We start from the raw sequence: 19,900 nt of genomic DNA, 5'->3' as shown, positions 1-19,900 counted from the left end.
ATGTCAGGGTGACGATGATGTTATTTGTGCAGCCCGCACTCGGTCTTGCCGAAATTCTTCCACCGACCAGAACGCGGATCGTCGCCCGGAAGGACCGGCGCGGTGCAATGTGTGCACCCGATGCTGGGGTAGTTGCGGTCGTGCAGCTGGTTATACGGGACTTCGTGGAGCTGGAGATACATCCAGACTTGCTCGCTGGTCCAGCGCGCCAATGGATTGACCTTGATTAAATTGAACTTCTTGTCCCACTCGATCAACCCGGCATTGGCCCGCGTCGGAGCCTGATCCCTTCTGATCCCGGTGATCCAGGCACTGTACCGAGACAACACGCGGGTCAACGGTTCAATCTTCCTGATCTCACAACACTGATCGGGCTTGCTGGCCCAGAGGGCCTCGCCGTGCTGCTCGACCTGCTGCTCCGGCGTCAACAGCGGTTTCATGCGAACCACCTGAGCGGGCTTCAACCCATAGCGCGCCACAATGCGGTCGCGCACCTCGAGTGTTTCGGGAAACAGAAAATCAGTATCGAGGTAAAACAGCGGCGCCTCGGGATCGATGCGATGCACCATATCCACGAGCGCGACGTCCTCCGCTCCGAAACTACACGCCAACACGATCCGGTGCCGATACGTGTTCAATGCGTACTCCAGCACCTCCCACGGCTGCTTGGCCTCGAACGAATCGCTCAGTGATTTCAGCGCCTCGTCCGTCGGACGATCGATGGCGCGTTGGCCGCTCCCTAATTCCGCCACGGTGTTTCCTTACCCCTCGACTTTTTCCACGAGAATTTTGAAATGCTTGGCCTCGGCCTCCAACGGCCCTTCTTCGAGAATCTTGTGCCCATCGTTCCGCAAACTCATGGGCACATTCCGAATCGGCTCTCCGGCGTCGAGCCACACTTCGAGTCGCTCGCCGTTATCCATCATCTCGAGCTTGAGTTTGGTCTTCACATAATTCATCGGACACGCGACGCCGCGCAAGTCGTACACCGGTGCCGTCGACACCGGCGCGGCCGGCGCAACGCTTGGAGGCGGAGTCGGCAACACTTCCTCTTTGACTTGAGCTAATTTGAGATCCTTTCCCATTTGCTCCGTGGCCGCCCGGCAGACCGCGAGGAATCTCTTGGCAAAGGCCATCTTCTCTGTGGCCTCCGCGGCGCTGGCATCTTTGGAACCCAGATCTCCGACTTGTGCGCCAAGGTTGGCGTACGTGGCCGGCACGATGCCCTTGCTCGCCAACCGCTGATCAAATTCCTGGAACGTTTCCGCATCGGTTGCGGGGTCCAGTCCCTCGGTCACCAACAGCCCCTTGGCCGCAGCCAGCACGGCTCGATACGACTTGTTGACCGACAAGGCGTATTGATGCTTCTCGACCAGCAATTTCGCCTGATAGAGCTCCTGATCGGCCTCCAGCATGCGGTCATCGATCATTTCCAGGGCACCACCCGCGCACTCGCCGGGGCCCAGATCCTCGAGCACGAATTCCGCCTCACCTTCCCAATCATAGTAATAGGTCGGATCCTGCTCATAGGGCGGCACGAAGGTGTAAGGAATCAGCTCGTCCTTGAGCACATGTTTCCCCACCCGGCCGATAAACGATTGCAGACTCTCGCCGGTCGTACGATCACGGCGATACACGTCCACAAGATGGCGCACGGCTGCAGGGACGCTTTTCGCGGGCAACTTGACGGCCAACTGCCCGATCTTCGGCGTACCATCCACGTGCCCGCCGAGGTGCAGTTCGTAGTGCGGCGCCGTATGCTCCCCGAGACGCTTCCCGACCCCGTGCAACCCGATGGTCGCAATGTGGTGCTGCGCGCATGAATTGTGGCAGCCGCTGATCTTGACGCTGACATCGCGCAAATCTTCCGGCACCTGACCGGCGGGAAACACTTCTGCCAGTGCGCGGGCCATGCCCTTTGACGAGGTGATGCCCAATCCGCAGGTGTCCGTCCCAGGGCAGGCAATGATGTCTTCGACCAACTCGGCACCGGGATCGCCCAGGCTGTGCGCCACGAGCTCACCATGAAAGGCTTCCAAGCGGGACTCGGGGATCCAGCGGATCACCATGTTCTGATTGATGGTGGTGCGGATATTTCCATTGGAGTAGCGCTCAGCCAGATCAGCGACCGCCCACATTTGATCGGCCGTGAGGTCACCCATCGGAAGCTTGATGGCCGCGGTGGAAAATCCTGCCTGACGTTGCGGCACCACATTGGTCCGCTTCCAGGCATGGAAAGCAGTCTCCTGCCCATTGCGCGAGCTTCCCACCGAACCGTGTCCATTGCCATTTCCGTTTCCATTGCCGTTTCCGGCTGAACCAACCGGCGCCTTGGTCGGCATAATCAATGGCGGTGCATCGGCATACTCCAATAACTTGATCGGCTCATGTGTCGGCACCGCGTACCCCATAGCCGCGTATGCCGCTTCCCACCGACGCTTGAACTCCTCGAAGCCGAGCTTCTCAATCACGAACTTCATCCGCGCTTTGTTACGATTCTTCCGGTTGCCGAGGGTGTCGAACACCTTGATGACCGCCTCGATGCTCGGCAACAGTTCCTCCATCGGCGTAAACTCTCTGAGCACCTGGGCCATCCGCGGGGTCGAACCCAGTCCTCCGCCCACCACCATTCGAAAGCCGAGCGTGCCGTCCGCCCGTTTGGCAGCCAGCAGGCCGATGTCGTGAATGGGGGTCAACGCACAATCCTGGCGACAGCCGGAGAGCGCAATCTTGAATTTCCGCGGCATACTCTGGTTCAGCGGATTACGCAACAGATGATAGGCCACCGTCTTTGCATACGGCGTCACATCGAATACCTCTCCCTGGCAAACCCCGGCCAGGTGACACGCAGTGACATTCCGGACCGTATTGGCACAGGCCTCGCGCGTCGTGAGCCCCACGGCAGCCAGCAATCGCATCATTTCGGACACGTGCGTGAGTTCCACAAAATGCAACTGGATATCCTGCCGCGTGGTCACGTGGCCCACACCGGTGGCAAATTGGTCGGTCAACTCGGCAACCCGCCGCACTTGATTGGCCGTCAGGCCACCGAACGGAATTTTGATGCGGAACATCTGGACGCCCGGCTGGCGCTGACCGTAAATGCCGTACTGCAGCCGGAACGGTTTGAAAATATCCGTGGAGAGGTCCCCTGCGAGGACACGATGCGCCTCGGCTTCGAATGTCTCAATCTCCTCCACGATATGAGGAGGAATAGGCTCTGTTTTGATGGCAGGACGGAGCGCCACTGTATGAGAACTTGTCATAACGACCTCGTCTGTTGGATTGTCATGTCACTCCACATGACTGGGCATGATTCAAATGTGATACATCAGTGTATGCTGGGCCTCGAGGGCGCGTTGCCGCTTGGCCAATTCTTCGACGGTCACTTCCGATAACACACTCAGTTCCGCTCGTTTCACGCGATCCCAAATGTGCGCCAGCAGGGCCTCTTGCTTCGCGGCTCGAGAGGGGGCGCTTTTGGACCCCGCATCCCCATTTCCCGACAACAGCGGACCTTCCAGTGCATCAAGAATGTCCGCAACGGACAACTCGGACGGCTTCCGGCTTAACACGTAGCCCCCCTGAGCCCCGCGTTGGCTCGTCACCACCCCGGCTTTCTTCATCGCATGCAACACCTGCTCGAGGAACCGAGCCGGAATTGCCTGGCGCTTGGCAATGGACTTCGCACACACCGGCTGCTCGGCATCGTGGAGCGCAAGGTCTACGGCAGCAATGATCCCGTAGGTGGCTCGAAGGCTCACTTTCATTTGCGACTATTCCGATGGGGATTCATGCATCTCTATACCTGCCACGCGCCCGCGCTGTCAAGCGCAGCGCGCCCACTTCACAGCTCATCCTCAAACCGTTTGCACAACTCACTCCTCGATTACGGCACATTTCCCTTTCGCGTCAGCAGACACCTAACCTTCTTCGGCGGACCTACCACGATCCGAAGGAAGCCCCGGAGCAAGGCACACTTACACGGTCATACAACATGATCGGACATCGCCCGTATGGCCTGTCCTTACACGTTTTCAACGTATTTTTCGTGATTGACATCATGTAGGGCCTGCGCAATAATCCCGCCCTCTTCTTCCTCGGTACCGTTCATGACGCTGCGTTCATCATCATTCAACATTCTGCTGTTCAGCTCGGACAGCGAGGTCCAGGCACACTACAACGATCTGTTCGGCGATCAATCCATCACAATCGGCCGAGAAGGATTTGCGCTGCCGAAAGACTTCGCCAAACGTGGATACGACGCCGTGATCGTGGAATCCAAGACGACCACCTCTCCGGACATGTCCAAACTTCTGGCTGGGATCGATCCGGCACACACACTGCTGATCGTCGGATCTCGAACCGTACTGAAGCGCGCCGCGAACTCCCTGCAGGTAGGAAAACCAGCAAAGGCAGAAGCCTCCTTGCCCAATGGCAAGAGCCAGCCCTTATGCTTGGACACCTATCTGGAGCACAAGGTGGGAGATTTCGTCAAAGGCATGCGGAACGGCTCAGGGAAAAATCTTCATCCGATGCTCATCGCCGCGGTCGAGCGCCCACTGATACTCCTGACCCTACGAGAGACCAAGGGCAACCAAATTCAAGCCGCCGAGCTGCTCGGGCTAAACCGCAACACGTTGAGAAAGAAAATTCTCGATCTGGATATCCCGGTCAAGCGAGCCAGGGCGAATTAGGTTCGTACCGTCAGCACCTCACTCGGAACTCAGACCCGTCAGTCCGTTCATCACGTCCACAGGTCGCCAACCACTCACGGAGGCATGCAATGACCAAGGAAGAGTTGATCGCGAAAATGGCCAGCAGCGCAGGAATCACCAAGGTCGCCGCGACCGTCGCACTTGAAGCCTTCACCGGAGCCGTCACCACGTCACTCAAGAAGGGAAAGCGCGTGACGTTGGTCAATTTCGGCACCTTTACCATTTCGAAGCGGAAGGCCAGGATGGGCCGCAATCCGCGGACCGGCGAAGCCCTCAAAATCCCCGCAGCCCGCATTCCGAAATTTTCAGCAGGCAAGGAACTCAAGGCTGCAGTCAAGTAACCCGCCGCCGACGGTTGAGAGAAAGAGGCGCACGGGAAACACGGCGGTCCTGCGACCAGACCACGGAGAAAAGCCGGTTTTACTCAGGCGTTTCCTTGACACCTTTGGCAAGGCTGTATTAGCATCGCCGATCGATAGGCGCGTAGCTCAGGGGGAGAGCGCTACCTTGACACGGTAGAGGTCGACGGTTCAAGACCGTCCGCGCCTACCATTTATCGTTGATGCAACGCGTGTGTGATCCGACTGCCTGGAGCAGGGCGGTCGGCACGATGCTGTATTTTTTTGGCAGGATTGACCGGAGTGGCCTCACAGTTCATTCAGATTACCCTTCCTGACGGAACTCGAAAACAAGTACCAGCAGGATGCCCTGTTCGTGAGGCACTGACTCCGGAGGGCAAGCGCCTCGACCAGAAGATCTTGGCAGCCAAGGTCAACGGAATGCCGGTGGATTTATTTTATCCATTGGAGCAGGACGCGACCGTTGAACCCCTGACCTTCGAGTCAGCCGAAGGACGCGAAGTCTATCGTCACAGCAGCACTCACATCATGGCGCAAGCCGTGAAGGAAGTGTTTCCGTCGGCCCAGCTCACCATCGGCCCGGCGCTCGAAGACGGGTTCTACTATGATTTCGCCTTCGACCGCCCATTCACGCCGGAAGATCTGGAAAAGATCGAAGCGCGCGCCATTGAGATCACCAAACGGGGCCTGACTGTCAGCCGAAGCGAACTGTCCAAAGAAGAGGCGGTCAAGTTTTTTCAAGACCGCGGAGAAGGCTATAAAGTCGAATTGATCAACAGCTTCGACAGCGCCTCTCCCATCTCCCTCTATCAGCAGGGTGAGTTCGTCGACCTCTGCCGCGGACCGCACCTTCCGACCACCGGTCATGTCGGGGCCTTCAAACTGCTCTCCACCGGAGGGGCCTACTGGCGCGGAGACGAACGCAACCCGATGTTGCAGCGAATCTATGGGACCTCCTTCCCGACCAAGAAGGAACTCGATGCGCATCTCGCGAAACTTGAGGAAATCAAACGTCGCGACCATCGAAAGCTCGGGAAAGAACTTGATCTGATCACGATTCAAGACGAAATCGGTCCCGGCTTAGTGCTCTGGCACCCCAAGGGCTCGCTGATCCGCCTGCTCATCGAGAATTTCTGGCGTGAACAGCACATCAAAGACGGCTACGACTTGGTCTATTCGCCTCACGTCGCCAGGCTGGATCTGTGGAAGACCAGCGGCCACGTGGATTACTACCGCGAAAACATGTTCGCCTCCATGAAGCTGGAGGGCAGCGAGTACCAGCTCAAGCCGATGAACTGCCCTTTCCACATCATGATCTACAAGTCTCACTTGCGGAGCTACCGAGACTTGCCGATCCGCTATGGAGAATTGGGCACCGTCTATCGTTATGAACGAACCGGCGTGCTGCACGGTCTGCTGCGCGTCCGTGGCTTTACTCAGGATGACGCACATTTATTCTGCCGACCCGATCAGATCGAAGCCGAAGTCAGTCGTGTGCTCGACTTCACGTTTTTCGTCCTCGGAACCTTCGGTTTTCACGAATTCGAGATTTATCTCTCCACGCGTCCCGAGAAATCCGTCGGCTCCGATGAAAACTGGGCCGTCGCCACCAATGCCCTGGAGGCAGCACTCAAGAGCCGCAACGTGGCCTATCAGGTGGATCCCGGCGAAGGCGTCTTCTACGGCCCTAAGATCGACATCAAGATCAAGGATGTGCTCGGCCGGTCCTGGCAATGTTCCACCGTGCAGGTCGACTTCAACAATCCGGAACGGTTTAAACTCGCCTATACCGGCGAGGACGGCAAGCACCATCAACCGATCATGATTCACCGGGCGCTCATGGGTTCCATCGAACGCTTCTTCGGAATCCTGATCGAGCACTTTGCCGGCGCGTTTCCCACGTGGCTGGCTCCCGTGCAGGCTGCGGTGCTTACCATCACCGATAACCAGCAGGAGTTCGCCGCCAAGATCGTCTCAACCCTCAAGAGCCATGGGTTCAGAGTCGAGGCCGATCTCCGGAACGAGAAAATCGGTTTTAAGATCCGCGAAGCGGAGAAGCTCAAAATTCCGTACATGCTTGTGGTGGGCGACAAGGAAGTGCAAAGCGGCATGGTTGCGGTCCGCGGACGCAGCGGCACCAACCATGGGAGCATGCCGATCGAACAGTTCTTGGAGCTCATTCGCACGGACACAAATCACACATTACGCGGCACAGCAACCCACTCACAAACGAGGTGACCTATCGTCCCTAAATTACGCGTAAACCGGGAAATCAGGATTCGGGAAGTTCGAGTCATCGGTCCTGACGGCGAGCAATTGGGCATCCTGCCGACCGTAGAGGCATACAATAAGGCACAGGAAGGTGGGTACGACCTCGTCGAGGTGGCCCCGACTTCCCAGCCGCCGGTTTGCCGCATCATGGACTATGGGAAGTACAAGTTTGAGCTCAGCAAAAAGGATCACCAGAGCCGTCGACACCAGAAGTCCACGCAGGTGAAGGAGATCAAGCTACGTCCCCGTACGGACAAGCACGATCTTGAGATCAAGATCCGCCAGATCAAGGAGTTCTTGACTGACGGCAACAAGACCAAGGTGACGCTGACGTATCGTGGTCGTGAAATGGCCAATCAGGAAATGGGCCGCACCATGATGACCAGCGTAATTCAACAATGTACGGAGGTGGGAACTGTCGAGTTCGCGCCGAGGATGGAAGGGCGGAGCCTGATCATGATCCTGGCTCCCAAGTAGTGTGCCCGACGCACACAAGGAAGGAAAGAGACCATGAAGTTGAAAACGAAAACGCACAGCGGCGCCAAAAAGCGCTTTAAACGCACGGGAACGGGCAAGCTAGTTCGCCGCAAGGCCGGAGGACGGCATTTGTTGACCGGGAAGGCGCGCGATCGCAAACGGCGGCTGAAGGGAGCCGTGGAAGTTGCTTCCACTTCAACTCCCGCGCTGAACCGATTGCTCCCACAGTAATCACGATAGTGCCGTGAACAGGATCTGAAAGGAGTCGTTCCCCATGCCTCGTACAAAAGGTGGTCCGAAAACCAGACAGCGGCGAAAGAAGCGCCTGAAACTGGCGAAAGGTCAGTATGGTGCGAAGAGCCGCTTGTTCCGAAGCGCAACGGAGTCCGTCGATAAGGGCCAGGCATACGCCTACTCAGGACGGAAGCAGCGGAAACGCGACTTCCGCCAACTGTGGATCGCGCGCATCAGCGCCGCGACCCGTATGCATGGCATCGCGTACGGCCGTTTCATGAATGCCCTGAAGAAGGCGAATATTCTCCTGGATCGGAAAGTGCTCTCCGATATGGCGATCCGGGATATGGCGGGATTTGAGAAACTCGTCGGGGTGGCCAAGCAGCAGCTCGCGACCGCCGCGAGCTAAGCGAAACGTATCAGCATCTGTGACGGGAAAGTCTTGCTCCAGCGGCTTTCCCGTCATCCTTCCTCAAGCAGCCGATCGATCTCCAACTCCAGCGCCACTGCCGGCACACCGATCTGCCACTGCTCCAGCACCTCCGGGTGCAACTCCCCGAGCAGCCCGATGACGCGTCCACCCGCGACGATGGCTCCTGCTCGTCCATCGAGGAACGAAGGGTGAGGCACCGGCTCCAAGGCAAAGGGTTGGTCCAGATAGTACAGCAACAGATCCAGGCAGGAGTGAATTTCCGAAAAGTGGGCGCCGGCATGCGCGATCACGGCGCCCAGCTTCGTCACCGTGCGGGATCCGATATCGGCGCTCGCATCCGGAACCGCCACTTCTCCTACTTCAAACATGCGATGCGGATAAAACGCGCGGCTCGAATTCGTCTCCACCTGCAACAATGACGGCGTGATCCACTGACGCAAGCAGGAATAGCTGAGGGACATGACGTTGTCCACCTCCACCACCTGCGCCCACTCGGTGCCGTCCAATCGCATGCGCGTGCAAAAATCCTGGTGCGATCCCATGATGTTGGAGATGATCTCCTGAAACTCCATGCCCACCATGAGATGCCGGACCCGGTCAGCCATTTGCTCGAGACGTGAGAGTCCGCCGACGGTGAACTGCGACGGCATCACCGGCGCGAACCTGGCATAGCCCTGGCTGATCGCCACATCTTCCACAACGTCCACCGTGTGCAACAAATCGTTACGGTACGGAGGCAACTGCACGGCCACCTTCTGGCCGGCGGCTTTTACCGTGTATCCATACGATTTCAACGCCGTCGTGACTTCTCGACCGCCCAGCGGCTCACCCAGAGCGGTTTCGATGGCCTTCAGCGGAATCGTCCGCGGCGCGCCGAAATCAATCGGGGTGCTCCAACGACGCCCGAATGCAGTTTTTACCGGGGACTGAATTTCAACCGGGGCAATCACCGCCCCTCGATCGGCAAGGTTGGCGGCAAAAATATTCAGGGTCAGCGCTACCATGGGCAAATCGGTACCGGTCACTTCGACAAACAACTGGTCGTCACCGATCTGAACCTCTCCGATTTCCCGGCTGTTAATGATCGGTGGGAAGGAGAGCACCTGCCCCTTCGCATCACGCAACACAGGAAGCTGGTCGTGACCACCGAGAATGCCGCCATACTCCACGCCCTTGGGATGCACCATGAGGATTTCGCGCAGGGTCATCACCGTTTCCATACCCAATGGCGTAAACCGCACTTCGTCCGGCTTCACCAAATCATAGGACACGGGAAACACGATGGGCGCCAGCCGATACAAACCAATGGAGACCGTCCGCCGTTTACGCCCAAAGATATCCGCCAGCTTTTCCTGGGTCTGGATTAACTGTGTGAGCCCGGAAGCCGTCACGCGATACCCAACTGCCGTGCATGCCGCCACGTAGGGGCGAATCCGATCCAACCCTGGCGCGACGAGCACTTTCCTCGCCACGCGTTGTTGTTTTTTGAAGAAGGGATAAGAAATGGACGCGCCCCGTTGCTTGATACGGATTTGCCGGGCGATCCCTTCGCAGCACCACAAATCCGGCCGGTTGCTGTCCTGCAGTTCGATCCGCAGCTCACCCGTTTCACTGTTGTGCCCCTTCAACTCGCCCTTCACTAACATCAGCCACTGCTCAAGCTGATCGAGCGGAATACGCGATGGGGTTTCATCCGGCCCTGCGATCAGGGCTTCCAGATCGTCTCGCTGTAGGGAAATAGTGGGCATGATGTCGTCGTCCTAAAAACTTCCCCGCATGGTGCGAATGAACTCCAAATCCGCAGAAAACAGGTCACGAATGTCATGGATGCCCAACGCCACCATCGCCATGCGATCCAACCCGAGACCCCAGGCAATCACCGGCACCGATACACCGAGCGGTGTCGTGACTTCGGGGCGGAACAGTCCCGCCCCGCCGAGCTCCATCCAGCCCAGCTTCGGATGGCGCACATGCATTTCCACCGAAGGCTCCGTGAAGGGGAAATAGGCGGGGAGGAATTTCACTTCCTTGGCTTGTGCCACTTCCCGCGCAAACAGGTTCAGCAGGCCGAGTAGCGTGCGGAAATTGATATCCGACCCCAGCACGATCCCTTCCACCTGAAAAAAGTCCGTGGCATGGGTGGCATCGACCTGATCGTAGCGAAAGCAGCGGGCGATGGAGAAATATTTTCCGGGCACTGAAGGAGTAGCTGCCAGCCTGCGCGCGGATACCGCGGTTCCCTGACTGCGGAGCACCAATCGCTTGGCTCGTTCCGCATTGAACTGATACCCCCAACCGGTGGATCCCGCCCCTGTCCCCTTTTCATGAACCTGTGTCACGTTCGTCAGATACGGCTCGGCGATGCCACGGGCATGCGTGGGGTTCTTCACAAAATACACATCATGAATGTCGCGAGCCGGATGGAATTGGGGCATGAACAACGCGTCCATGTTCCAAAACTCGGTCTCCACGAGCGTCCCGCGCATTTCTTGGAAACCCATACTGACCAGCTTGAGCTTGACCAGGTCCAGAAACTCCCGATATGGATGTCGTTTGCCTGCCGCAATCCGCGGGGCCCGCAAACTGATCGTATACTTCCGGAACCGCTTCGTCCGCCAGGCACCTTCCTTGAGGAGTTCCGGCGTCAACTGCGAGACTTCCTCCGCCACGCCGTCTCGAGACAACTGCTCGGCGACCTCCTCCCCGGCAGCGGTCAGGACAAACGAGCGCGTCACGCGCTCGTCGACACGGAAGGGCTCGCGGGCATTGCCGCGCTTGACTGCATGCTGCTGAAGCACAGCCTTAAGCGGCTCGACAAATGAATCCAAATCCCGTGGCCCACCTCGCAATTCTTGCAGCAGGGTTCGTATGGCTTCCGCGGTGGGGCTGTTGCGACCGGTACTTTCGATGCACCCGCCCTGCACGATGAGAATCGCGCCTTCTTTCTTGAGGGTCCCGACCGCCTTGCTCACATCGGACGGCTCAAGTTGTTCCTTCGATTGAATATCCTGAATCGTCAGGCGCTTCCCGATCTGCCCAGCCTCTCGAGCCGACGAGAGGACACGCTCGATCGGCGCAGACTGCTCGAAAAATGCGTCCCCGGTCGGAGTCAGCGAGGCGATGTGCGCCACCGTTTCGGCATGCACGGCAATCAGCGATTTCGCCAAGAGCCATTCCACCGCCATGCTCAACTGAGACGGCTCCAACCCGGTAGACGAGGCAAGCTGATCAAGTGTCGGAGGGGAACTCTGCTGCGGGGCTAAGGCCAGCAGCACTTTGCTTTCAAGGGGATGAAGATTATCCATGAATAGGAGTGCGGCCTCGCGCCGCTTCGGTCATCGGGCAGCAGCAATCCTCGTGGTGCGAGCGGCAGGTTCGTGGCCGGCCCTCAACGCCGTAATGGCGGCCGCATAATCGCCACCGGAAAATACGGCGGAACCCGCCACCAACACGTCTGCCCCTGCCGAAAGAATCGCGTCGGCATTGTCCGGCTTGATGCCGCCATCAACCTCCAGGAGTGCGTGACTACGGGTGCGGTCGATCAACGTGCGCACCTCGGCAATTTTCTCAAGCGACGACGGAATAAACTTTTGTCCGCCAAAGCCGGGATTCACGGACATGATGAGGATCAGATCGGCATCACGAACGATTTCCGACAGGGCTACGGCAGGTGTGGCGGGATTCAACGTGACGCCGGCCTTCACCCCCCGCTCCTTGATCGATTGGACCGTACGATGCAGGTGAGGGCACGCCTCGACATGAACCGTGAGATAGTCCGCCCCTGCCTCGGCGAATTCGGCGATGAACGCATCCGGATTTGTCATCATGAGATGCACGTCCAAAGGCAGGGTCGTCACTTTTCGCAGCGCGTCCACAATGGGAGGCCCGACGGTCAGGTTTGGCACAAAGTGGCCGTCCATCACATCGATGTGGAGCCAGTCGGCCCCTGCCTTCTCCACCCGCGAGACCTCCTCGGCCAAACGGGCAAAATCAGCCGAGAGAATAGAGGGGGCAATACGTACGGTCCGACCGACCATCATTCGCTCCTCCGCACGCGAGCGGCAAAAAACGCATCCATCCTGTTCATGTTCGCCATCGTAGATAGGTCCCCTCGAGGGGTCACGAACGGCAGACCGGCTGGGGGCAACCAAGGCGCGATCGACTCACGCTGAAACTCGCGATGAGACTGACAAAACTCGTCGATAATCGATTCGGTTTCCTCAGGCTCAATCGAGCAGGTACTATAGACCAACACCCCTCCAGGCCGCAAGAGACGACTCGTCTCGGCAAGCAACTCCCGCTGCAACAGTCGATGCTGCGTAATGTCATTCGGCGTTTTGTACCATTTGCCGTCAGGATGACGCCGTAACACTCCCAGTCCGCTGCAGGGTGCATCGAGCAGAATGCGGTCAAACGGCCGGGAGAGCGCCGACTCGGACATCGCACCAGCCGACCTCCCCGCTCCCGATTGCGTCACGCCTTGAATCAACGCACGCAGATCCCCCACCAGTGGCATGACCGTATTCACACCGAGGCGCCGACAGTTCTCCGTGACCAGCTGCAGTCGTGAGGCCAGCCGATCTACCGCGACGATAGTGCCTCGATTGTGCATCAGCGCCGCCACCTGCGTCGTCTTTCCCCCCGGCGCCGCACAGGCATCGAGTACCCGCTGCCCAGGCTGTGCGTCCAAGAGCGGCGGAATGAGTTGACCCGCTTCATCTTCGACATAAAAATGGCCCGCGGCGAATCCGGGGAGATCGGTCACGGAGGTGGGGTGCGCCAGTTGAATGCCCACTTCGCTGATCATCGTCGGGCTGGCATCGACATTCGCCGCAGCCAGTTCCGCCAACAACGCAGTCCGAGAGGTTTTCAGGGTATTCACACGAAGGGTCAGTGGGGGCAGCTCGACCGTCGCGCGGCACAGCGCCTCGGCCCGTGCGACGCCCCAGTCACGACACCATCGTTCAGCCAACCAGCCCGGACAGGAATATCGGACACTGAGGGCGAACGCCGGGTCCTGCGCGACCTCCGGCCAGGTGGGTTCAGGCGATCGGAGCAGAGCCCTGAGCACCGCATTCACAAACCCACTCCAATCGCGCCCAAGGCGACGGCTCTGTTGCTTGATCAAGCGGACTGATTCGTTGACGGCGGCTGCGTCCGGCACGCGATCGAGATACAACACTTGATACGCCCCCAGGCGCAACACCATCTGCACCAGCGTGGGCAGTTTCGCAATTCGTCGATCCGAGAGCAGCCCCAACCGCCAATCGAGCGTCGCCCGATACCGCAAGACGCCACGCACCAGTTCGACCATGAAACCCCGGTCACGCTGATCCAACGAGGCAGCGGCAGAGACGTCATCGAACAGGTCGTCGCTCAACAGCCCGGCCTTCTCGATCGCCAGCAACGCGTTCATGGCGGCACGACGCCCCGCAGACGCGGCATTAACCGATTGGAGTGGTTGCGGGTCAGACACCATGGTGTGAACGGATTGAGACCTTCGATCGCAGCTGGAAGATGGTCAGCAGGGAGCGGGTACGAGAGTCACTCCGCCGGCGGCGGGACAGCTTGGAGGCGGAGGCCCTCTGCGAACCGATGTCCGGCCAGATACTGCGCCATCGTCATACGCCGACTGTTGGAAGGTTGAATGTCCATGATGTGAATCGTCCCGCGACCGGTGGCGACCTCAACCCGGTCTTTGCCCACCTTCGTCACGGTCCCCGGAGCGGCGCCGCTCGACTCGTCGCTGGCCTGAACACGCCACAAAGTCCACCGCTCGCCGTTCACAAAGGTATAGGCCCCAGGCCAGGGAGACAACCCACGCGCGCGATTGGCAATATCGACGGCCGTCATCGTCCAGTCGATTGATCCATCTTCCTTTTTGAGCAACGGTGCCAGCGTAGCCTGCGTATCGTCTTGCGGCTGAGGAACCAGCGTGCCCGCCTTCAGCCGGCGCAGGGTCTCGACCAGCAACCGCCCTCCCACCTCGGCCAGTCGAGGAGCCAGCGTACCCGCCGTGTCATCCGGACGAATTTCCACCGTTTCACGCAACAACATGTCGCCGGTATCCATGCCCTCGGCCATGAACATCGTCGTGATGCCGGTTTCCCGCTCCCCTCGAATGATGGCCCATTGAACGGGACCCGCCCCGCGATACTTTGGCAGCAACGACCCATGCACGTTGATACAGCCATGCGGCGGAAGCGTCAGTATCACCGGCGGCAAAATCCGACCGAAGGCAGTGACCGCGATCACATCCGGAGCCCACTGGCGCAATGCGTCCAGAAACGCGGGATCCTTCATCTTGAGGGGCTGTAACACAGGGATGCCCTCACGCTGGCAGACGACTTTCACCGGGGATGAAATCACCTCCTGCCCACGGCCCTTCGGCCGATCCGGCTGGGTAACGACACCAACGACTTCGTCACCCGACTTGATCAACGCCTCCAAGGACGGCACGGCAAAGTCTGGTGTTCCCATGAATACAATGCGCATGCCCACGCTTTATCATTCTCCCCCAGCGAATGCAATTCTCGCTGAGCCTTTCTTGACTCTCGTTTCACCTGCCTGTTAGTATCCGGTCGCGGGGTGGAGCAGCCTGGTAGCTCGTTGGGCTCATAACCCAAAGGTCGTCGGTTCAAATCCGGCCCCCGCAACCACCAAACCGTACTCCTCCCCAGTGTTCGCAATTCCCTCTGGGCTCGGTTGAATGCTCAACCGGGCCTTTTTTGTAAATCCGACCTCAGGATAGCGCCTATAGGCCTCTTTGAAGGTTAAACCGTGTTTGCGGAGGTGCTGGACGGTCAGTTTTGGAAAGGACTTCTTACAGACCGGGCAATTGGGCCGCCCGTTGCCGATCTTGGCAACCCTGACGCTCTTGAGCGTCTCGTTCAGGAATTCACGTCCTACCCTCACATCTGTCCGTAATGCAGTGGGCAGATCGTCGACAAACGCCTTGATCGCTTTCGGATCGTACGTCGTCACTTCGACGTCCTCTTGTTCATTTTTCAAAACCTGTTCACTTTCCAATGTCTCTGCACGGCTCCACAGACGCTGGTAAGTGGCAAGTGCCTCATCAAGAGCTCTGCCTTGGAGGCGACCTTGGCCAATGGCGCCCATGATCGTCTCGGCTTCCTTTCGCAAGGTGTCCAGTTGAGCACGCGTCTCCTTACGATCATTGGCCTGTTTGGACTTCATTTGACTTGCCGCTTCCCGAAGCAGCTCAATGTATTGGGGCAAATGCTTGGAAAATTCACGAACGATGATCTCTTCGATTGTTTCTCTATGTATCCTCATATCATTCTGGCATGTACCCAACAGAGCATGGTTACGACAGGCATAGTAATCCTTGGCAGCAATTCCTAACCGACCTTCGCACTCATCACAAACCAGAAGACCAGAGAGCAGGTGAGTCGTCCGCTGACGAGCATGTGTGAACAGTTTTTCTCGCGAGACAAGTCGTGTCTGAACAGCTTGCCAAAGATCTTGATCTACGATCCGAAGGTCTTCAATTTCTCGTTTCTCCCATTGCTCGCGAGGGCGCAATCGGCACACACGCCGACCAGTTTCTGGATGCTTCCGCCACTCGCGCCGATTGAAGTAGAACAGCCCCTGATACTTACAATTCTGCAACATCAGATAGATGGTATTCGGCCGCCACACTTTGCCGGTGATTTGGGCGTTTAACTTCTTCGCGATGGCCTTCTCGCCTTGTCCGTCTCGAAATCGTGTAAAGATATCCCTAATTATGGCTGCTTCCGTTGGCTCGATGGCCAGGCGATATCCGACAGGGAGCGGCTGCCCACGCGGATCCGTTTTTCCAGACCCGTCATACACGGGCTCAGATCGATACCCGAAGGTCCGTCCACCGGTCGAAAGGCCTTTCAAGAACTGACCGTCAAGCCCGCGCTTGGTCGTCTTCCGTAGATCATCCAGGTAGAGCTCATTGACCAAGCTCTTTACGGTCACGCTGATTTTTGTCGTCTCTTCACCGGTGTCGATCCCGTCTGAAACGGCCAGCACTCGGACACCCGCAAACTTCAGCCGCTTAATGAGTGCATCGGTATCCCCCACGTCTCGTGACAGTCGGGAAAGCTGATCGACGGCGAGAGCTTCAAAGACGGGCGGTACGGAAAGGGCGGCACCCAAGGCGGCTTGGAGCCCATCGCGTGTTCGTGTGCTGGCACCGGACACGGCCGCATCGGAAAACTCCACGACGATGCTGTGCCCATGACGTTCCGCCCAGCGTTCAACAACACGCCGCTGGTCTTCGATCGATGCTTCTCGCTGGTTGTCGGAACTATACCGACCGTAAAACGCAATTCTCATGATGACCTCTTTCCATCCTCACATACCGTGACGGTGCAGACACGGCGTTGGCCCTCTCGACGGGTTTGCCGTCGAAATTTCTCTGGGTGCGCCGCGACGTACAACCGGAGGCATTGTATCAGAGCGGGAAAGCCTCTCGGAACGGCAGAGATTTTCCGCACCTTCGTGGGTGCAGATCCCATGTTGACATTGCTTCCCTGTACGCTCCGACCTTGTCTCATGGCTCTACGACAGCCTCCATCCCGCTACTGCATTTTTCCATTTACTGATGCGTACTTAGATGGCTCGCAGGCTGTTTTGCTCGCCTGTGGACGACTGTTGTCCCTTCACAGACCGAAGGAAGAGCTCTTCGATGGACCGTTCGAGGAGTGATGCCAGTCTGGAGGGAGGCAGGGCATGGTACGCCACGGTGTGGATCTGGCCATATTCTCCAGAGGTCTGAATCGCCCACTGAACAGCGTCAGGATCAGAGGAGGGCCAAAAATAGATGCCCATAGCATAGTCATCCATGCAGATTGCGACATGCGGCGGATCCGCATCCAACTCAATCATTGCCGAGGCTGGCACGCCTTCCAGCCAGAGGACGTGGGCCGCATGGCGGACCATCGGCCCGAGTATCGTCTCAGCCATCACATGAAAACGCGGTTTCGCGAGGGCCGGTGAAGTCTCGAATTGTCCGTGGGCGCGAGCTTCACGGATGCAAGCACGCAACGCGTCAAACGGCGGATACATCGTCATCAAATACCTCCAGATATCGGGTTCAATAAGTCTTGAGGGAGCTCAAGCCTTCCGTGGCTCGAGCATGCTAGTGTTGCGGAACCGAAACAGACCGTTGGCTCACGCGTGTAATGCGAGTTCGTCAATGCGGATCGAGAGGACAACTCGTTCTGCCACGGTCGGGGCATCGCTGCGATAGAGATAGTCCAGCGACCCCAAAATGCGGACGCGCGTTCCTGCGGGCATCGTGGCCAACCACTCCGCGACGGGACCGACGCTCCAGGCGTGAATGAAATAGGTCTGGCGAATCGTGGTGCCCCAGGCGCTCGCTTGATCCCTGCCTTCGACGGCAAGCACGACGATCGCGACGAGTTCGCCGGCGGCTCCGACCATAAACTCCGGCTCCTGGACCAGCATCCCGGTCACAGAGACGGCGTTGAGATCGGCCACGGGTGGGGTATTGGTCGGGTCAAAACTCAGATGTGCATCCATGACAACCTCCTCTGAAAAGATGAACGATGACCAACGATCCGAAGTTGGCCCGTTCTGCCGGTCAGAGAGGAGCTATCGGCCTGAGGAAGCTGTCGGAGCGGGTAGGTGACGAAGCAAGTCCTGAAAACGTGCGGCAAGGACGTCCAGAGCGCCCGACAGTCCTTCCGGCCCGGCGGTCACGTCGATCCGCGCCAAGAGTTCACGCGTCTGGATGTTGAGACAAGACAGGCTCACGCCAGAGCGGTCGGCTCCCTGGTACCCATTGAGCAAGACCAGCACGGTCGCCGCTCGCCAGTGACCCGGTCCCATCGCCAGGTCATCTTCAACAAGGCCACTGAGATTCTGTGCGAGTTCCTGCCGGACGAGCATCTGCTGAATATCCGACGCCACAACGGTCAGCCCCTGCTGGACGAGCAGCCCTTGTAGGGTCTTGAGAGGATCGGGAAGATTGGGCGGAAGGGCTTCGTTCACGATCTTGAAAGCCAATGCGCGTGGCCATCGGCTGCGTGAAGCCATGATGGGCGTCTCTAGTCGAACTGCGGCCTCCAGTTGGTCGGCTGTTACCTCAATCGTCCATCGACGGAGGACCTGTGCTCCATGCCAAGCGATCAGTTCGAGGCGACCACCCGGGACGGTTGTGATCGGGAGTCCTTGCTGGCGTACTGCAGTCGCGAGATGGCTTAAGCGAACGATCGTTCGTCCGTCTGCATTGATGGGGTAGGGCACGGTGACGTCACGTGTCCCTTGCCACGACAGAGTGACACGCCCTTCGCTGAAAGGTCGCGAATCAGGCTCCAGCTTGCGCTCGACGACCGTCTCGACGTCAGTCAGTTGTCGGTCCGTACGGACAATCGACAAGGCCATCAAGCAACTCGTGAACGTGAAATCCAGCAGCGCCTTTCGTTGTTCAAGTTGTCGCGCTGCATCTGGGACGGTGGCAACGGCATTCCAAAACCAACCCCACGCTGACGACGGGCAGGCGAACACGCCGGCGGGAACTGCAAAGGGATTGGGATAATACGAATGCTGCTCCTTCCGTTCTGACCGAATAACTTCGACATGACGAGTAATGGGTTGAGTGAGAGTGATGGTCCACCCTTGATGTTCAGGATGGATCAACATGTGCGCTTCTGGTGGTCCCTGCTGCGAAACGGCGGCTTCCTGCCGGAGGGTGGTACCAGGGATCACTCGATCGGTGACTGTGAGGCAGCCGGTCTGATTGATGAGTAGCCAACCCAGAAGCAGATAGTGTGGAGCGGGCATGAGATGTCGCAGTTTGCGCAAGATCATTTCTCCCGTGAGATTTGCTGAATCCATTGCCGGAAATCCGACTGGACCAATCATCACGGTTTGCCATTGATGGCTCGGCGAGGGAAAAACGGCTATCGACACGAGTTTGGGAATTGGTGGGGATAGCTACTCAAGAAGAAGAAAAGGACTAGCCGTCAGCGCCGCCTGCACCCGGCAGACTGCTTCTCGGCGTCGGGCCGGGCTTAGAAGCTTCCCACCGCTACGTCTTTTAAGATGCTATTGTCGAGGGAGAGATCCGCATCAGGCATTTCAGGCGTACATTTTCCTGATCTAACTCCTTCAGGCGTTTCGCCTGATCGACGCGCAAGCCGCCGTACTCTTTCTTCCACCGGTAGTACGTCTGTTCGGTGATGTTCAGCTTGCGACAGGCTTCTGCGATGCCAAGCCCTTTGCCCGTCTCAATTTCAATTGTGCGCAGATATCGTGCTCCCCTTGCAATTGAGACCACCTTCACGACATGGTCCTGAGCGGACCGAGGAGGTGGACAATGGCATCCGAATCACCAGAACCCATTGAACGGTGGACGGCCAAACGACGCGTCGCGTTGGTCGTGAGTATTC

The 19,900-nt window shown here is 58.2% G+C and carries 18 protein-coding genes, 2 tRNA genes and 2 pseudogenes; 8 read left to right on the top strand and 14 right to left on the bottom strand.

The window, feature by feature from the left end; all coding sequences use genetic code 11:
• Positions 1–20: 20 nt before the first annotated feature.
• Genes JNL86_07395 through JNL86_07385 form a run of 3 tightly spaced genes read right to left on the bottom strand, consistent with a single transcriptional unit; the run spans position 21 to position 3,770 of the window.
• Positions 21–722 carry a phosphoadenylyl-sulfate reductase gene (locus JNL86_07395; GenBank protein ID MBL8042726.1) on the bottom strand — a complete coding sequence of 234 codons (702 nt, stop codon included), beginning with the start codon at positions 720–722 and terminating at the stop codon, positions 21–23.
• Between the two features lie 39 nt (positions 723–761).
• On the bottom strand, positions 762–3,266 hold the full coding sequence (locus JNL86_07390; protein MBL8042725.1) for a sulfurtransferase TusA family protein: 2,505 nt from the start codon (positions 3,264–3,266) through the stop codon (positions 762–764).
• Between the two features lie 51 nt (positions 3,267–3,317).
• On the bottom strand, positions 3,318–3,770 hold the full coding sequence (locus tag JNL86_07385) for an Rrf2 family transcriptional regulator (protein MBL8042724.1): 453 nt from the start codon (positions 3,768–3,770) through the stop codon (positions 3,318–3,320).
• A 342-nt stretch (positions 3,771–4,112) separates the two neighbouring features.
• Between JNL86_07385 and JNL86_07380 the strand changes: the two genes are divergently transcribed.
• The 7 genes from JNL86_07380 (at position 4,113) to rplT (ending at position 8,468) form a co-directional block, all read left to right on the top strand.
• Complete coding sequence (locus JNL86_07380; protein ID MBL8042723.1) at positions 4,113–4,697, top strand: hypothetical protein; 585 nt, start codon at positions 4,113–4,115, stop codon at positions 4,695–4,697.
• 89 nt (positions 4,698–4,786) lie between these two features.
• On the top strand, positions 4,787–5,059 hold the full coding sequence (locus tag JNL86_07375) for an HU family DNA-binding protein (protein ID MBL8042722.1): 273 nt from the start codon (positions 4,787–4,789) through the stop codon (positions 5,057–5,059).
• Positions 5,060–5,195: 136 nt separating this feature from the next.
• A tRNA-Val gene (locus JNL86_07370) sits at positions 5,196–5,270 on the top strand.
• Between the two features lie 89 nt (positions 5,271–5,359).
• On the top strand, positions 5,360–7,315 hold the full coding sequence (gene thrS / locus JNL86_07365; protein MBL8042721.1) for a threonine--tRNA ligase: 1,956 nt from the start codon (positions 5,360–5,362) through the stop codon (positions 7,313–7,315).
• 3 nt (positions 7,316–7,318) lie between these two features.
• Positions 7,319–7,825 (top strand): translation initiation factor IF-3, encoded by a 507-nt coding sequence (infC, locus tag JNL86_07360; protein MBL8042720.1) that lies wholly within the window; start codon positions 7,319–7,321, stop codon positions 7,823–7,825.
• Between the two features lie 33 nt (positions 7,826–7,858).
• A complete protein-coding gene (gene rpmI, locus JNL86_07355; GenBank protein MBL8042719.1) occupies positions 7,859–8,056 on the top strand; it encodes a 50S ribosomal protein L35 in 198 nt (65 codons plus the stop codon).
• Positions 8,057–8,099: 43 nt separating this feature from the next.
• Positions 8,100–8,468 (top strand): 50S ribosomal protein L20, encoded by a 369-nt coding sequence (gene rplT / locus JNL86_07350; protein ID MBL8042718.1) that lies wholly within the window; start codon positions 8,100–8,102, stop codon positions 8,466–8,468.
• A gap of 53 nt (positions 8,469–8,521) precedes the next feature.
• Here rplT and JNL86_07345 read toward each other — a convergent pair whose 3' ends face one another.
• The 5 genes from JNL86_07345 to JNL86_07325 form a co-directional block, all read right to left on the bottom strand.
• Positions 8,522–10,240: a phenylalanine--tRNA ligase subunit beta gene (locus tag JNL86_07345; protein MBL8042717.1), complete on the bottom strand. Its 1,719-nt coding sequence runs from the start codon at positions 10,238–10,240 to the stop codon at positions 8,522–8,524.
• A gap of 12 nt (positions 10,241–10,252) precedes the next feature.
• Positions 10,253–11,797: a phenylalanine--tRNA ligase subunit alpha gene (locus tag JNL86_07340; protein ID MBL8042716.1), complete on the bottom strand. Its 1,545-nt coding sequence runs from the start codon at positions 11,795–11,797 to the stop codon at positions 10,253–10,255.
• 30 nt (positions 11,798–11,827) lie between these two features.
• Complete coding sequence (locus JNL86_07335; protein ID MBL8042715.1) at positions 11,828–12,529, bottom strand: ribulose-phosphate 3-epimerase; 702 nt, start codon at positions 12,527–12,529, stop codon at positions 11,828–11,830.
• A complete protein-coding gene (rsmB, locus tag JNL86_07330; protein MBL8042714.1) occupies positions 12,529–13,971 on the bottom strand; it encodes a 16S rRNA (cytosine(967)-C(5))-methyltransferase RsmB in 1,443 nt (480 codons plus the stop codon). Before rsmB ends, JNL86_07335 begins: the two co-directional genes overlap by 1 nt.
• A gap of 65 nt (positions 13,972–14,036) precedes the next feature.
• Positions 14,037–14,987, bottom strand: coding sequence for a methionyl-tRNA formyltransferase (locus tag JNL86_07325; protein MBL8042713.1), 951 nt, complete (start codon positions 14,985–14,987; stop codon positions 14,037–14,039).
• An 87-nt stretch (positions 14,988–15,074) separates the two neighbouring features.
• Here JNL86_07325 and JNL86_07320 point away from each other — a divergent pair.
• Positions 15,075–15,151, top strand: a tRNA-Met gene (locus JNL86_07320).
• On the opposite strand, the gene JNL86_07315 is transcribed toward JNL86_07320, so the two are convergent.
• From JNL86_07315 to JNL86_07290, 6 genes and pseudogenes are all read right to left on the bottom strand, one after another.
• On the bottom strand, positions 15,108–16,046 hold the full coding sequence (locus tag JNL86_07315; GenBank protein MBL8042712.1) for a zinc ribbon domain-containing protein: 939 nt from the start codon (positions 16,044–16,046) through the stop codon (positions 15,108–15,110). The two genes, JNL86_07320 and JNL86_07315, sit on opposite strands and share 44 nt — an antisense overlap.
• A 342-nt stretch (positions 16,047–16,388) precedes the next feature.
• A pseudogene (locus JNL86_07310) lies at positions 16,389–16,820 on the bottom strand (recombinase family protein).
• A gap of 276 nt (positions 16,821–17,096) precedes the next feature.
• Complete coding sequence (locus JNL86_07305) at positions 17,097–17,558, bottom strand: hypothetical protein (protein MBL8042711.1); 462 nt, start codon at positions 17,556–17,558, stop codon at positions 17,097–17,099.
• A gap of 99 nt (positions 17,559–17,657) precedes the next feature.
• Positions 17,658–18,029 (bottom strand): single-stranded DNA-binding protein, encoded by a 372-nt coding sequence (locus JNL86_07300; GenBank protein MBL8042710.1) that lies wholly within the window; start codon positions 18,027–18,029, stop codon positions 17,658–17,660.
• A 72-nt stretch (positions 18,030–18,101) separates the two neighbouring features.
• Positions 18,102–19,346 carry a hypothetical protein gene (locus JNL86_07295; GenBank protein MBL8042709.1) on the bottom strand — a complete coding sequence of 415 codons (1,245 nt, stop codon included), beginning with the start codon at positions 19,344–19,346 and terminating at the stop codon, positions 18,102–18,104.
• 150 nt (positions 19,347–19,496) lie between these two features.
• Positions 19,497–19,692, bottom strand: a pseudogene (locus JNL86_07290) (transposase).
• Between the last annotated feature and the right edge of the window lie 208 nt (positions 19,693–19,900).

The organism is Nitrospira sp. (assembly GCA_016788885.1).
Classification (GTDB): Bacteria; Nitrospirota; Nitrospiria; order Nitrospirales; family Nitrospiraceae; genus Nitrospira_A.
Note: the sequence above shows the minus strand (reverse complement) of the source record. Positions and strands in the feature narration are given on the sequence as shown.

Bases quoted from the DNA above. Each gene is read 5' to 3' on its own strand.
- JNL86_07390 (MBL8042725.1), bottom strand. From the start codon at position 3,266: ATGACAAGTTCTCATACAGTGGCGCTCCGTCCTGCCATCAAAACAGAG.
- JNL86_07385 (MBL8042724.1), bottom strand. From the start codon at position 3,770: ATGAAAGTGAGCCTTCGAGCCACCTACGGGATCATTGCTGCCGTAGAC.
- JNL86_07380 (MBL8042723.1), top strand. From the start codon at position 4,113: ATGACGCTGCGTTCATCATCATTCAACATTCTGCTGTTCAGCTCGGAC.
- JNL86_07375 (MBL8042722.1), top strand. From the start codon at position 4,787: ATGACCAAGGAAGAGTTGATCGCGAAAATGGCCAGCAGCGCAGGAATC.
- rpmI (MBL8042719.1), top strand. From the start codon at position 7,859: ATGAAGTTGAAAACGAAAACGCACAGCGGCGCCAAAAAGCGCTTTAAA.
- rplT (MBL8042718.1), top strand. From the start codon at position 8,100: ATGCCTCGTACAAAAGGTGGTCCGAAAACCAGACAGCGGCGAAAGAAG.
- JNL86_07345 (MBL8042717.1), bottom strand. From the start codon at position 10,240: ATGCCCACTATTTCCCTACAGCGAGACGATCTGGAAGCCCTGATCGCA.
- JNL86_07340 (MBL8042716.1), bottom strand. From the start codon at position 11,797: ATGGATAATCTTCATCCCCTTGAAAGCAAAGTGCTGCTGGCCTTAGCC.
- JNL86_07335 (MBL8042715.1), bottom strand. From the start codon at position 12,529: ATGGTCGGTCGGACCGTACGTATTGCCCCCTCTATTCTCTCGGCTGAT.
- rsmB (MBL8042714.1), bottom strand. From the start codon at position 13,971: ATGGTGTCTGACCCGCAACCACTCCAATCGGTTAATGCCGCGTCTGCG.
- JNL86_07325 (MBL8042713.1), bottom strand. From the start codon at position 14,987: ATGCGCATTGTATTCATGGGAACACCAGACTTTGCCGTGCCGTCCTTG.
- JNL86_07305 (MBL8042711.1), bottom strand. From the start codon at position 17,558: ATGACGATGTATCCGCCGTTTGACGCGTTGCGTGCTTGCATCCGTGAA.
- JNL86_07300 (MBL8042710.1), bottom strand. From the start codon at position 18,029: ATGGATGCACATCTGAGTTTTGACCCGACCAATACCCCACCCGTGGCC.
- JNL86_07295 (MBL8042709.1), bottom strand. From the start codon at position 19,346: ATGGATTCAGCAAATCTCACGGGAGAAATGATCTTGCGCAAACTGCGA.